Annotated in this window: 11 protein-coding genes and 1 pseudogene; 6 read left to right on the top strand and 6 right to left on the bottom strand. The window is 64.4% G+C overall.

The window, feature by feature from the left end; translation table 11 throughout:
* The first annotated feature begins 3 nt into the window (after positions 1-3).
* The 5 genes from ACZ5BO_RS33570 (at position 4) to gcvH (ending at position 5789) form a co-directional block, all read left to right on the top strand.
* Entirely contained in the window at positions 4-1221 is a 1218-nt protein-coding gene (locus ACZ5BO_RS33570) for a 2-octaprenyl-3-methyl-6-methoxy-1,4-benzoquinol hydroxylase (RefSeq protein WP_464701420.1), read from the top strand.
* A gap of 138 nt (positions 1222-1359) precedes the next feature.
* Positions 1360-2361, top strand: coding sequence for an extracellular solute-binding protein (locus ACZ5BO_RS33565; protein WP_464697570.1), 1002 nt, complete (start codon positions 1360-1362; stop codon positions 2359-2361).
* Between the two features lie 138 nt (positions 2362-2499).
* Positions 2500-4116 carry an ABC transporter permease gene (locus ACZ5BO_RS33560; RefSeq protein ID WP_464697569.1) on the top strand — a complete coding sequence of 539 codons (1617 nt, stop codon included), beginning with the start codon at positions 2500-2502 and terminating at the stop codon, positions 4114-4116.
* A gap of 154 nt (positions 4117-4270) precedes the next feature.
* A complete protein-coding gene (gcvT, locus tag ACZ5BO_RS33555) occupies positions 4271-5353 on the top strand; it encodes a glycine cleavage system aminomethyltransferase GcvT (protein ID WP_025130933.1) in 1083 nt (360 codons plus the stop codon).
* Positions 5354-5405: 52 nt separating this feature from the next.
* Positions 5406-5789 (top strand): glycine cleavage system protein GcvH, encoded by a 384-nt coding sequence (gene gcvH, locus ACZ5BO_RS33550; RefSeq protein ID WP_025130934.1) that lies wholly within the window; start codon positions 5406-5408, stop codon positions 5787-5789.
* A 71-nt stretch (positions 5790-5860) separates the two neighbouring features.
* Here the strand turns inward: gcvH and ACZ5BO_RS33545 are convergent, their stop codons facing one another.
* A complete protein-coding gene (locus ACZ5BO_RS33545; protein ID WP_464697568.1) occupies positions 5861-7000 on the bottom strand; it encodes a DegT/DnrJ/EryC1/StrS family aminotransferase in 1140 nt (379 codons plus the stop codon).
* A gap of 191 nt (positions 7001-7191) precedes the next feature.
* Between ACZ5BO_RS33545 and gcvP the strand changes: the two genes are divergently transcribed.
* Positions 7192-10071, top strand: coding sequence for an aminomethyl-transferring glycine dehydrogenase (gcvP, locus tag ACZ5BO_RS33540; protein WP_464697567.1), 2880 nt, complete (start codon positions 7192-7194; stop codon positions 10069-10071).
* A 233-nt stretch (positions 10072-10304) separates the two neighbouring features.
* On the opposite strand, the gene ACZ5BO_RS33535 is transcribed toward gcvP, so the two are convergent.
* From ACZ5BO_RS33535 to ACZ5BO_RS33515, 5 genes and pseudogenes are all read right to left on the bottom strand, one after another.
* Positions 10305-10622, bottom strand: a complete 318-nt coding sequence (locus ACZ5BO_RS33535) for a DUF2388 domain-containing protein (RefSeq protein WP_025130937.1) — start codon at positions 10620-10622, stop codon at positions 10305-10307.
* A gap of 70 nt (positions 10623-10692) precedes the next feature.
* A complete protein-coding gene (locus ACZ5BO_RS33530; protein WP_025130938.1) occupies positions 10693-11142 on the bottom strand; it encodes an NfeD family protein in 450 nt (149 codons plus the stop codon).
* A 10-nt stretch (positions 11143-11152) separates the two neighbouring features.
* A complete protein-coding gene (locus ACZ5BO_RS33525) occupies positions 11153-12073 on the bottom strand; it encodes an SPFH domain-containing protein (protein ID WP_025130939.1) in 921 nt (306 codons plus the stop codon).
* Positions 12074-12199: 126 nt separating this feature from the next.
* Entirely contained in the window at positions 12200-12913 is a 714-nt protein-coding gene (locus ACZ5BO_RS33520; protein WP_370059455.1) for a methyl-accepting chemotaxis protein, read from the bottom strand.
* A 141-nt stretch (positions 12914-13054) separates the two neighbouring features.
* Positions 13055-13381: pseudogene (locus tag ACZ5BO_RS33515) on the bottom strand (HAMP domain-containing protein); the annotation flags it as partial.
* Between the last annotated feature and the right edge of the window lie 76 nt (positions 13382-13457).

Below are 13457 nucleotides of genomic sequence, written 5' to 3'. Positions count from 1 at the left end.
GAAATGCGCGCAGATGTGCTGATTGTCGGAGCCGGAATGGTCGGCAGTGCCTTGGCGTTGGCATTGCAGGGCAGCGGACTGGAAGTGCTGCTGCTCGATGGCGGCTCCCTGAATGTCAAACCCTTCGATGCCCAGGCGCCGTTCGAGCCCCGAGTCAGCGCCTTGTCGGCAGCCAGCCAGCGGATCCTGCAGCGCCTGGGTGCCTGGGACGGGATCGCCCGGCGCCGCAGCAGCCCCTATTGCGACATGCAGGTCTGGGACGGCAGCGGCACCGGGCAGATCCACTTTTCGGCCGCCAGTGTGCATGCCGATGTCCTCGGGCATATCGTCGAGAACCGCGTGGTCCAGGATGCCTTGCTCGAGCGGCTGCATGAATGCGACATCGGCCTGCTGGCCAATGCGCGACTGGAGCAGATGCGCCGTTCCGGTGATGACTGGCTGCTGACCCTGGCCGACGGTCGGGTCCTGCGCGCGCCATTGGTGATCGCTGCCGATGGTGCCAACTCGGCCGTGCGCCGTCTCACCGGTTGCGCCACTCGCGAGTGGGATTATCTGCACCACGCCATCGTCACCAGCGTGCGCAGCAGCCAGCCTCACCAATTGACAGCCTGGCAGCGTTTTACCGACACCGGCCCGCTGGCGTTCCTGCCCCTGGTGCGGGACGGGCAGCACGATTGGTGCTCCATCGTCTGGTCTACCACGCCTGTTGAGGCCGAACGCCTGATGGCCCTGGACGACGAGGCATTCTGTGCCGAACTGGAGCGTGCCTTCGAAGGTCGACTGGGCACTGTGCTGGCCGCCGATCCAAGGCTCTGCGTGCCACTGCGCCAGCGGCATGCCAAGCGCTACGTGGCCGAAGGCCTGGCCCTGATCGGCGACGCCGCCCATACCATCCACCCGCTGGCGGGGCAGGGGGTCAACCTGGGCTTTCTCGATGCCGCGGTGCTGGCCGAGGTGCTGCTGCAAGCCGCCAGTCGTGGCGAGCGCCTGGCCGAGGTCAAGGTACTGAGCCGCTTCGAGCGTCGGCGCATGCCCCACAACCTGGCGCTGATGGCGGCCATGGAAGGCTTCGAGCGGCTGTTCCAGGCCGATCCGCTGCCAATGCGCTGGTTGCGCAATACCGGGCTCAAGGTGATCGACCAGATGCCCGAAGCCAAAGCCGTCTTCGTGCGCCAGGCCCTGGGCCTGAGTGGCGACCTGCCGGAACTGGCCAGGGCCTAGCCGGCGCCCGGCGCAGGGTGTCCTGTGCCCTGGCGCCCTCGCGCAACATCTGGTAACTCCTCAACGCCGGGTTCGGTTGAGATGGCAAATGGGAGTCCTTATCATTTCGCTTCACTTTGAAATCGAGAGACCGCTCCCATGTTGGCACCGAAGCGTCTACTGACCGCCCTGGCACTCACACTCATCGGCGGCACCGCCTACGCCGCCGATGAAGTTGTGGTCTACTCCTCGCGTATCGATGAGCTGATCAAGCCGGTATTCGATGCCTACACCCAGAAGACCGGGGTGAAGATCAAGTTCATCACCGACAAGGAAGCGCCGCTGATGCAGCGGATCAAGGCCGAGGGCTCGAACGCCACCGCCGACCTGTTGCTGACCGTGGACGCCGGCAACCTTTGGCAGGCCGAGCAGATGGGCATCCTGCAGCCGTTCACCTCCAAGGTCATCGACAGCAACATTCCTCTGCAATACCGCTCATCCAACCACGCCTGGACCGGCCTGAGCCTGCGGGCGCGGACCCTGGCCTACTCCACCGACCGGGTCAAGCCTTCCGAACTGACCACCTACGAAGCCCTGGCGGACAAGCAGTGGGAAGGCCGCCTGTGCCTGCGCACTGCGAAGAAGGTCTACAACCAGTCGCTGACTGCCACCCTGATCGAGACTCACGGCGCCGAAAAGACCGAAGAGATCATCAAGGGCTGGGTCAACAACCTGTCCACCGACGTGTTCTCCGATGACATCGCGGTGCTGGATGCGATCAACGCCGGGCAATGCGATGTCGGCATCGTCAACACCTACTACTACGGCCGCCTGCACAAGCAGAAGCCGAACCTGGCAGTGAAACTGTTCTGGCCGAACCAGGGCGACCGTGGGGTGCACGTCAACCTGTCGGGCATCGGCTTGACCCGGCATGCGCCGCACCCTGAAGCCGCCAAGGCCCTGGTGGAGTGGATGACCACGCTTGAAGCGCAGAAGATCTTCGCCGACGTCAACCAGGAGTTCCCGGCCAACCCGGCGGTGGCGCCTTCCGCGGAAGTGGCCAGCTGGGGCAAGTTCGTGGCGGATACCCTGCCGGTTGAAATTGCCGGCAAGCGCCAGGCCGAAGCGATCCGCTTGATGGACCGCGCTGGCTGGAACTGAGCCTGCCGTTATACTGCGCCCCGCTTTTGCGGGGCGTTTTCTTTAGCGGCTGGGCTGTTGGGACGAGGGAGCAAGCGCCCTTGCCATCCGCACAATCTGCAAGCGCCTTTGTCTGTTCCACCTGCCCGAGAGTTTTTTGTGGCCCATCCTGCCCAACGCCGCTGGTATCCCCTGGTCTTTGCCGTCGCGGCCCTGGTCCTGCTACCGCTGAGTGTGCTGCTGTTGTCCTGGCAGGCGATCGACCCGCAGATCTGGTCCCATCTATGGGATACGCAGATGCCACGGTTGTTGAGCAACACTCTGACCCTGGTACTGGGGGTCGGGCTTGGCGTCACGCTGCTGGGGGTGAGCCTGGCCTGGCTCACCAGCCTCTGCGAGTTCCCCGGGCGGCGCTGGCTGGACTGGGCGCTGATGCTGCCGTTCGCAATCCCGGCCTATGTGCTGGCCTTTGTCTTTGTCGGCCTGCTGGATTTCTCCGGCCCGGTGCAAAGCCTGCTGCGAGAGTGGTTCGGCAGCGGCCTGCGCCTGCCCAGGGTGCGCTCCACCGGCGGGGTGATCCTGGTACTGGTGCTGGTGTTCTATCCCTATGTCTACCTGCTGGCACGCAATGCTTTCCTGGCCCAGGGCAAGGGCCTGATGGAGGCTGCCCGGGTGCTCGGCCAGTCGCCCTGGCAAGCGTTCTGGCGGGTGGCGCTGCCCATGGCGCGACCGGCCATCGGTGCCGGGGTGGCCCTGGCGCTGATGGAAACCCTGGCGGATTTCGGCGCGGTGTCGGTGTTCAATTTCGATACCTTCACCACCGCCATCTACAAGACCTGGTACGGCTTCTTCAGCCTCTCCAGCGCTGCGCAACTGGCCAGCCTGTTGTTGCTGGCGGTGATGCTGGTGCTGTACGGCGAGCGACGTGCCCGGGGCGCCAGCCGCACGGGCAACGAGCGGCCCCGGGGCAAGGCCCTGTATCACTTGCAGGGGCTCAAGGCCGCGGCGGCCACGGGCTGGTGCCTGCTGGTGTTCGCCTGTGCCTTCGTGATCCCCCTGCTGCAATTGCTGGTGTGGTTCTGGCAGCGTGGGCGCTTTGACCTGGATGAGCGCTATGCCGGGCTGATCATCCACACCCTGTACCTGGGCGGCATGGCGGCGCTGATCACTGTCAGCGTGGCTCTGCTGCTGGCTTTCGCCCGGCGTCTGGCGCCGACCCGGGGCATTCGCGCCGGGGTCAGTCTGGCCAACCTGGGTTATGCCTTGCCCGGCTCGGTGCTGGCGGTGTCGATCATGCTGGCCTTCAGCTACCTGGATCGGGAGCTGGTGATTCCGTTGTCGGGGTGGTTGGGCGGGGCGGGCAAGCCGCTGTTGCTGGGCAGCCTGGCGGCGTTGCTGCTGGCGTATCTGGTGCGCTTCATCGCGGTGGCCTACGGGCCTCTGGAAAACAGCCTGGAGCGAATTCGCCCGTCATTGCCCGAAGCGGCTCGCAGTCTGGGGGTTGGCGGTCCACGACTGTTTTTCAAAGTGTATCTGCCGCTTCTGCTGCCCGGGACCTTGAGCGCGGCCTTGCTGGTGTTTGTCGATGTGCTCAAGGAAATGCCCGCCACCTTGCTGATGCGCCCGTTCGGCTGGGACACGCTGGCGGTGCGGATCTTCGAGATGACCAGTGAGGGGGAGTGGGCGCGTGCTTCATTGCCGGCGCTGACCCTGGTGCTGGTGGGGCTGCTACCGGTGATTGGGCTGATTCGTCGCTCGGCCCATCGAATCGGTTAGGTGCCAGCCCTCCACCTTGCGGCTACAATGCGCGGCATTCGGTGCGGTCTGTTGTTTGGCCGGGACGCTGAGATCGGCTGTAAGCCATACATATCAAGGCTTTCACCCTTGCAGCGCCAGTCCGCACCCTCGCCACGCCCGGAAGGAGAAACCCATGGGACAGCGTACGCCTCTGTATGACCTGCATCTCGCCCTCGGCGCGAAAATGGTCGATTTTGGCGGTTGGGATATGCCCTTGCACTACGGCTCACAGGTCGAGGAACACCATCAGGTGCGACGTGATTGCGGTGTGTTCGATGTATCCCACATGACCGTGATCGATGTCGGCGGTGCCCAGGCCAAGGCCTGGCTCCAGCAGTTGCTGGCCAATGATGTCGAGCGCCTGCAGAGCCCCGGCCAGGCGCTGTACAGCACCATGCTCAATGAGCGCGGCGGTATCGTCGACGACATGATCGTCTACCGCCTTGAAGACGCCTATCGCCTGGTAGTCAACGCCGCCACCCGGGAGCAGGACCTGGCCTGGATGCAGGCGCAGCGTGGGGACTTCCAGGTGCAACTGCACGAACGCCCGGAGCTGGCCATGCTGGCGATCCAGGGGCCCCAGGCGCGCAGCCGGATCGCCGAGCTGGTGAGCCAGTCACGGGGCGCCCTGATTCAACAACTCAAGCCCTTCGAAGGCCGTTGCGATGGCGACTGGTTCATTGCCCGCACCGGCTACACCGGCGAGGACGGTCTGGAAATCGTCCTGCCCGCCGAGCAGGCCCCGGCATTCTTCAACGACCTGGTAGGGGCGGGGATCTCGCCCATCGGCCTGGGCGCCCGGGACACCCTGCGCCTGGAAGCCGGGATGAACCTCTATGGCCAGGACATTCACCAGGATGTATCGCCGCTGGCAGCGAACATGGCCTGGAGCATCGCCTGGGAACCGGCCTCGCGCAGATTCATCGGCCGTACTGCCCTGGAGGCCGAGCGAGCCGGTGGCGTGAAGCAGAAACTGGTCGGCCTGGTGCTGGAAGAGCGCGGGGTTTTACGGGCGCGCCAGGTGGTTCGCATCGCCGATGTTGGCGAAGGTGAGATCACCAGTGGTAGTTTCTCCCCTACGCTGAGCAAATCGATCGCACTGGCGCGGGTGCCGATGGCTACCGGCGACCGTGCCGAAGTGGAAATCCGTGGCAAGTGGTACCCGGTCCGGGTGGTCAAACCGACCTTCGTGCGCCATGGCAAGACCTTGATCTAACCCATTACAGCCGGCATTGCGCCGCTGACACTTATTCTTGAGGACACAGAACATGAGCGATATCCCTGCCCACCTGCGTTTTGCCGATAGTCACGAATGGGCCCGTCTGGAAGCCGACGGCAGTGTGACCGTGGGTATTAGCGATCACGCCCAGGAAGCCCTGGGCGACGTGGTGTTCGTCGAGCTGACGGAAGTCGGCACCGTGTTTGGGGCAGGGGACCAGGCCGGTGTGGTGGAGTCGGTGAAAGCCGCTTCCGACATCTACGCTCCGGTGGCCGGTGAAGTGATCGCGGTCAACGAAGAGCTGAGCGCCAGCCCCGAGCTGCTCAACAGCGATCCTTACGGTGCCTGGATCTTCAAGCTCAAGCCGAGCAACCCGGCTGATCTGGACAAGCTGCTGGACGCCGCAGGCTACCAGGCCGCCATCGGCGAATAAGCCCATGCCGCCAGCACGCCTGCCCGGATACGGGGACAGGCGTGCCGGCAGATGCTTCTGCAGCTCGGCCTTTAAGGCTGCAGCACCTCTTTTACCGCGGCCACCGCACGTTCCACATCGCCCTTGTTCATGGCGGTGAACATGGGCAACGAGACGATCAGTCGACCGACTCGCTCCGCCACCTTGAACATCCCCTCCTTGAAGCCGCGCTCGCGGTACAGGCTCAGCAAATGAATCGGCGGGTAGTGATAGCCGATGCCGATCCCCCGTTCCTGCATCTGCTCCATGAAGGTGGCACGGGCCGGCTTGCCGTCCTGGCGTTCGGGCAGCACCAGCTGGAACAGGTGCCAGTTGCTGTGGGTGAAGTCCGCCGGTGGCAACTGGGCGCCATAGCGGGCTTGGAAATCACTGCCAAAGCACTCGAAGTAATGCCGGGCCAATTCACGCCGGTGGGCGGTGATCGCTTCGATATGGGCAAACTGCCCCAGGCCGATGGCCGCCGCGACGTCGGTCATGTTGAACTTGCCCCCCAGCACATCCACGTCCAGACCGTCGAAGCCGGTGCGGGTGACCCCTTGCAGGCGGTACTTCTCGGCCAGGCGCACTTCCTCCGGGGTGTTCAGCACCAGGCAGCCGCCCTCGGACGAGGTGACGTTCTTGTTGGCCTGGAAACTGAAGGACACGAAATCGCCAGTGGCGCCGATCCGCTGACCGTCCCAGCTCGAGCCCAGGGCCTGGGCTGCGTCTTCCACGATCCGCAGGCCGTGTTTTTTGGCCAGGGCATAGAGGCGGCTCATGTCCACCGGCAAGCCGGCCAGGAACACCGGGATGATGGCCTTGGTACGGGGGGTGATGGCTGCCTCGACCTGGTCCAGATCGATGTTGCGCGTCACCGGATCGATGTCGGCGAACACTGGCGTGGCACCGACTTCGAGAATCACGTTGGCGGTGGCGACCCAGGAAATCGGCGTGGTGATGACTTCATCCCCAGGGCCGATACCTGCGATCCGCAGGGCGATTTCCATGGTGCAGGTGCCGGAGTTGAACGTGCGCACCGGACGCCCGCCGAAGAATTCCGAGAGCTGGGCTTCAAAGGCCTGGACCTTGGGTCCGCTGGTGATCCATCCCGAGCGCAATACATCGCCGACGGCGGCGATGGTGGCTTCATCGATGGTGGGTTTGGAAAACGGCAGAAAAGGCAGTTGGCTCATGACGATGGGACACCCGATAGGCGGACGATGACAGCGTGGGTTGAGGCGCACCGGAGCGGGTGCGCTGGCGCCCTGCATGATGGTACCGATTGCCTCGGGATGCCAGTGCGTCGACCGGCGAAATCGGCTGCTATGCTGCTTTGCACCCTGTTGTATCGACGCCGAGCGCCGCTTATCGGAGAGAGCCTGTCATGTCCCAGTCGCCATCCCTGAGCCAGTTACGCGAGCCCAATGCATTTCTCCAGCGGCACCTGGGCCCTGATGCCGAAGAGCAGCAGGCCATGCTTGCCAGCCTCGGGCTGGGGAGCCGGGATGAACTGATCGAGCAGACCGTGCCGCCGGGCATTCGCCTGAACCGTGCCCTGGACCTGCCTCCGGCCCTGGATGAGCCGGCCGCCCTCGCCAGGCTCAAGGGCTATGCCGCACAGAACCAGGTCTGGACCAGCCTGATCGGCATGGGCTATCACGGCACCCTGACGCCGTCGGTGATCTTGCGCAACGTGCTGGAGAACCCCGGCTGGTATACCGCCTACACGCCTTACCAGCCCGAGATCGCCCAGGGCCGGCTCGAGGCCCTGCTGAACTTCCAGCAATTGACCATTGACCTCACCGGCCTCGACCTGGCCAACGCCTCGCTGCTGGACGAGGCCACTGCGGCGGCCGAAGCCATGGCCCTGGCCAAGCGCGTGGCCAAGTCCCGGAGCAATCTGTTCTTTGTCGATGAGCACTGCCATCCGCAGACCATCTCCGTGGTGCGCACCCGTGCCGAGGGTTTTGGTGTCGAGCTGGTCGTCGATGCTGTGGATAACCTGGCGGCCCATCAGGTGTTCGGCGCCTTGCTGCAATACCCCGATACCCATGGCGAGATCCGCGACCTGCGGCCGCTGATCGACCAGTTGCATGCCCAGCAGGCCCTGGCGTGCGTTGCAGCGGACCTGCTCGGCCTGCTGTTGCTGACTCCGCCGGGGGAACTGGGGGCCGATGTGGTCCTGGGGTCTTCCCAGCGTTTTGGCGTGCCCATGGGCTACGGCGGTCCTCATGCGGCATTCTTCGCCTGCCGCGACGAGTACAAGCGGGCGATGCCCGGGCGCATCATCGGTGTGTCCAGGGATGCCCGGGGCCAGGTGGCCCTGCGCATGGCCCTGCAAACCCGGGAGCAGCATATCCGCCGCGAGAAGGCCAACTCCAACATCTGTACCGCCCAGGTGCTGTTGGCCAATATCGCCAGCTTCTATGCGGTCTACCACGGGCCTGAAGGGCTCAAGCGCATTGCCCAGCGGGTGCACCGGCTGACCTGCATCCTCGCCGCCGGCCTTGAGCGCCACGGCATGGTGCGGATCAACCGGCATTTCTTCGACACCCTGACCCTGGATGTTGGCGGCAGCCAGACGGCCATCATCGAGAGCGCCAAGGCGCTGCAGATCAACCTGCGGATTCTCGGGCGCGGCCGGCTGGGGCTGAGCCTGGATGAGACTTGCGATGAGACCACTGTCGCCCGGCTGCTGGATGTGTTCCTCGGCGCCGACCATGGGCTGGACGTTGCCGAGCTGGATGCCGAAGCGCTGGAGTCGGGTCTTCCCGAGCACCTGTTGCGCCGCAGCCGCTACCTGACTCACCCGGTGTTTTCTGCCCATCGCAGCGAAACCGAAATGCTGCGCTACCTCAAGCAACTGGAAAACAAGGACCTGGCGCTCAACCAGTCGATGATCCCCCTGGGCTCCTGCACCATGAAGCTCAATGCCAGCAGCGAGATGATCCCCATCACCTGGCCGGAGTTCGCCAACCTGCATCCCTTTGCCCCAAGGGAGCAGGCTGCCGGCTACGGTGTGCTGATCGAAGAGCTGGAGCGCTGGTTGTGTGCCATCACCGGTTTCGATGCGATCTGCATGCAACCCAACTCCGGGGCCCAGGGTGAATACGCCGGGCTGCTGGCCATTCGTCGCTATCACGAGAGCCGTCACCAGGGCGAGCGGAGTATCTGCCTGATCCCGGCCTCGGCCCATGGCACCAACCCGGCTTCGGCGCAGATGGCCGGGATGCAGGTGGTGATCGTCGAGTGCGACGAAGCCGGCAACGTCGACCTGGACGACCTGCAAGCCAAGGCCCAGGCCGCGGGCAATCGCCTGTCCTGCCTGATGGCGACTTATCCTTCGACCCACGGCGTCTATGAAGAAGGCATCAGCCGCATCTGCGAAGTTATCCACAGCCACGGCGGCCAGGTGTACATGGACGGCGCCAACCTCAATGCCCAGGTGGGGCTGGCTCGGCCCGCGGACATCGGTGCCGATGTCTCCCACATGAACCTGCACAAGACCTTTTGCATTCCCCATGGCGGCGGCGGGCCGGGGATGGGGCCGATCGGCGTGCGCGCGCACCTGGCGCCTTTTGTTGCCAATCACCCGGTGGTGCCGCTCGACGGTCCGCTGGCGGAAAACGGCGCGGTCAGCGCAGCTCCCTGGGGGAGTGCGAGCATTCTGCCCATCAGCTGGATGTACATCGCCCTGATGGGGCCGCAACTGGCAGATGCCAGCGAGGTGGCAATCCTGGCAGCCAACTACCTGGCCGAACAGCTCAACGGAGCCTTTCCCGTGCTCTACAGCGGGCGCAATGGTCGGGTGGCCCACGAATGCATTCTCGATTTGCGCCCGCTCAAGGCCCTGACCGGCATCAGCGAGGAAGATGTGGCCAAGCGCCTGATGGACTACGGCTTCCATGCCCCGACCATGTCGTTTCCGGTGCCGGGTACGCTGATGGTGGAGCCCACGGAAAGCGAGTCCAAGGCCGAACTCGACCGGTTTATCGAGGCCATGCTGAACATTCGCGCGGAGATTGCCCAGGTACAGGAGGGCAACTGGCCTGCCGAGGACAATCCGCTCAAGGGCGCGCCCCACACGCTGGCGGACATCACCGGACTCTGGGAGCGGCCCTACAGCATCGAGCAGGCGGTGCTGCCCAGCGCCCACACCCGCGCCCACAAGTACTGGCCGACGGTGAACCGGGTAGACAACGTCTACGGTGACCGCAACCTTTTCTGCGCCTGTGTACCGCTGGACGCCTACCGCGAGCCTTAGTCCCTCGCTTGTGGCCAGGGAGCTTGCTGGCGCTCGGTCGATCGGCTCCGGCGCGTAGCGGTCGCAAGCTCCGAGTCTGCGGCGGCCCTTGAGGCCTCAGTCATCTCCTCTGAAGGCGCCTGGCCCCGGTTGCACCCCGCATGCCTGGTGGCTTGCGGGGCCTTTTGCCGGGTGTTTTTCCGGCAAAAAAAATGCCGCTCATTCGAGCGGCATCATGATTTCCTTATGCGATGTCACTCCCCAGCCACCGCATTCTTGGCCAGGATCGCGTTGGCCAGCTCCATATCGGTGGCCTTGAGGCCGGGGTTGTCGGCACGAACTTTCTGCATGGCGGCTTCCAGGTAGGGGCCGCGAATGCTGCCTTCGCTGGCGACGAAGCTGCCGGCATCGTCCTGGGCGGCCACGATCAGCTTGTGGTCCTTGAAGGTCAGGTAGGTGGAGCCGGTGGTGGCACCGGAGGAAATGACGTTACGCCAGAAGGTGTCGGCCATTGCCGAACCAACGGGAAGAGAAAGCAGGGCAAGGGTAACGACAGCTATTTTCAGACGCATGATGGGTGACTCCAACTGGGGGGATCTGCACTGTTTGATTCTAGATAGCCTGGCGGAGTTCCGTGACCCCTCAGTCAAGGTTTTCGACCAGCAGGACGGCCCCTTCCTGACCGGTCACCCGCACCCGGGCGCCCACGGGGGCATCGGCGCCCTTGGCGATCCACACGCCGTCGGCAACCTTGATCCGGCCGCGGCCGTCGACGATCGCCTGATGCACCACGAAGGTCTTGCCGATCAGTTCCTGGCCCCTCAGGTTCAGGTTGGGCTGGTCGCTGGGACGCGCCACGCTGCGCTGGCGTCGCCACCAGTACAGCGCCGTCATTACCGACAGCAGGCCGAACAAGAGGAACTGAACTTCCCATGACAAGCCGGGAATCAGGAAGGTCAGGACCCCCACGGCGGCGGCTGCCAGGCCGATCCACAGCAGATAGCCGCCGGCACCGAACACTTCGAATATCAGCAATACGGTGCCCAGGGCCAGCCAGTCCCAGAACGATAGTGCTTGCAGGAATGCCAACATGGATCGCGCCTCAGACCTTCTTGCCGTCGAACGTGGCTCTGACGATCTCGCCGATGCCGCCCACGGCGCCAATCACCTGGCTGGCCTCCAGCGGCATCAGGATCACTTTGCTGTTGTTGGCCGAGGCCAGCTTGCCCAGGGCATCGACGTACTTTTGGGCCACGAAATAGTTGATTGCCTGAACGTTGCCGTTGGCTATCGCCTCGGACACCACCTGAGTCGCTCGGGCCTCGGCCTCGGCCTGGCGCTCCCGGGCCTCGGATTCGAGGAAGGCTGCCTGGCGCTCGCCTTCGGCTTCCAGAATCTGCGCCTGCTTCTTGCCTTCGGCGGTCAGAATGGCTGCTGCCCGCAGCCCTTCGGCTTCGAGGATCTGTGCGCGCTTGACCCGCTCGGCCTTCATCTGCCCGGACATGGCCGCCATCAGGTCGGCGGGCGGGCTGATGTCCTTGATCTCGATCCGGGTGATCTTGATCCCCCAGGGCGCGGTGGCTTCGTCGACGGTGCGCAGGAGCTTCTCGTTGATCCCGTCACGCTGGCTGAGCATCGCATCCAGCTCCATGGAGCCGAGCACGGTGCGGATGTTGGTCTGCAGCAGGTTGCGGATGGCGTGCTCGAGGTTGTTGACCTCATAGGCCGCCTGGGCGGTATTGACCACCTGGAAGAAACACACGGCGTCGATCTGCACCGTGGCGTTGTCGGCGGTGATGACTTCCTGTGGCGGAATGTCGAGCACGCTTTCCATCACGTTGATCTTGCGTCCGATGCGGTCCATCACCGGAATGATGATGTTCAGCCCCGGCTTCAGGGTGTTGGTGTAGCGGCCGAAGCGTTCCACGGTCCATTGGTAGCCCTGGGGCACGACCTTGAAACCCATGAACACGATGGCCACGGCGAGGCCGACGAAAAGTAACAACACGCTTCCGATCTGCATAACATTCTCCTGCTCAGAGGTGATCAAGGGGCACAGGTGGGCGAGTGTACGGCGGCGCCCGGTCGTGCGCAGAGATACCGTGGCCCTTGTATCATCAGGACACACATCACCGGCGTGCCCGTGGCCTCACAGTTGGAAGCGGGTGACCGAGGTCTGCAAGGTGGCCACGGAGTTTTCCATCTGCTCGACGGTCTGGGTCAGCTCACGCATGGCCTGGCTGTTGCGCCGGGCTACCAGGCTGATCATCTCCACCCGTTGCGCCACTTCGCTACTGGCCTTGGACTGCTCGCCGATGGTGAGGGAAATCTCCTCCACCATCACCGCCGAGCGCTGGGCGCCCTGGCGGATCTCGTTGATCGAGGTGCCCGCCTGCTGGGCCATCTGGACCCCGTCGTTGACCCGGCTGACCCCGGTTTGCATGCTGTTCACGGCTTGTTCGGTGGTTTCCCGGATGCGTTCGATCATGCCGGTGATTTCCCGGGTGGACTGTGCGGTGCGGGCTGCCAGATTGCGCACTTCGTCAGCCACCACGGCGAACCCCCGGCCGGCTTCCCCGGCTCGGGCGGCTTCGATGGCGGCGTTCAGGGCCAGCAGGTTGGTCTGCTCGGCGATGCCGTTGATCACCTGGATGATCGAGTGGATCTCTTCTGAGGACTGGCCCAGGGCGGTGATGCTGCGGGAAGACTGGTTCACCGCCTCGGCAATATGGCTCATGCCGTCCACGACCCCGAGGATTACCTGGCCGCCGCTACCGGCCAGGGATTCGGACTGGGCGGCAATGCCCTGGGCATTGCGCGCGTGTTCGGCCACCTGGGCGATATTGCTGATCATCTGCTCCATGGCGGCGGCCATGTTGGTGGCGCCGTCGGCCTGCTCGCTGGCGCCGTCGGCAATGCTCAGCGACGTGTCGCTGAGGCTGTGGGAGCGGCCACGCAACTCTTCGCTTTCATGACGGATGGTGGTGATCATCTGCCGCAGGTTGTCTTGCATTTCTCCAAGGGCCTGTTGCAGTTGGCCGGCCTCGTCATGCCTGTCGACGCTGATGGGCGTGGTCAGGTTGCCCTGGGCAATGGCCCGGGCCGTGGCCACGGATTTTTCCAGGGGTTTGAGCACTCGGTTGAGCAGTTGCCGGGTCAACAGGGCCAGTGCCAGGGCGGCCAGCAGGCTGCCGCCGATCAGCCACCAGGCGGCCTGGCGGACCGCACTTTCACTGAGTTCGCGGGTTTGGGCGGTGCTGGCTTCGATCTGGCTGCTGAGGGCGGCGTTGCGGCTCTCCACTTCGCTGAAGCGCTGGGAGAACTCCGGCATGTGCAGGCGCGCGGCCTGTGGGTCGTTGAGGGCCTGCCCAGCGATGTTCTCGGCGGCATGAATGTAGTTTTCCAGC

Source organism: Pseudomonas sp. FFPRI_1 (assembly GCF_055384485.1).
Note: the sequence above shows the minus strand (reverse complement) of the source record. Positions and strands in the feature narration are given on the sequence as shown.